A 464-nucleotide genomic window follows, 5' to 3' on the forward strand; every position below is an offset into this window, starting at 1 on the left:
GAACGGATCGAGCGGCGTCCCCGGACCGAACGGTCCCGCCGGAGAGAGTGCCGAAAACGGCTCGGAGACCGATACCGCGGACGGCTCCGACTCGTCTGACCCGCCCGGAAACGGTACCGCGACCGACGACGATTCCGGAAACGCGTCGACGGGCGCCCCGCCCGACTCCGGAGACGACGCCGACGGGGAGACCGGTCCGGGCGGTCCGGGCGGTGACCGTTCCGAGGGGAACGGCTCGAACGGCGACGCCGGGCCGCGACTCGGTGGGTGAGCGATGCCGCGCGGTGGGCTCGGAACGCGGCGCAGTTCGACCCGCGCCGGGGTATCGGAGCCGTCGCGGATGAGAAGGAATTTATCGGCTCTCCGCGTGACGTGATCCGTGCAGCGAGCGTCGGTTCTCCTCGTCGTCGTCGCCCTCCTCGGAGTCGCCGGTCTCGCGCTCGGTGCCGGCGGCGCGGGCGCGG

The 464-nt window shown here is 72.8% G+C and carries 1 pseudogene; it reads left to right on the forward strand.

What is annotated here, in order from left to right:
• Positions 1 to 271, forward strand: a pseudogene (locus tag EXE44_RS21215) (hypothetical protein); the annotation flags it as partial.
• Positions 272 to 464 lie beyond the last annotated feature (193 nt).

This window comes from Halorubrum sp. SS7 (assembly GCF_005435055.1).
GTDB classification, from domain to species: domain Archaea; phylum Halobacteriota; class Halobacteria; order Halobacteriales; family Haloferacaceae; genus Halorubrum; species Halorubrum salinarum.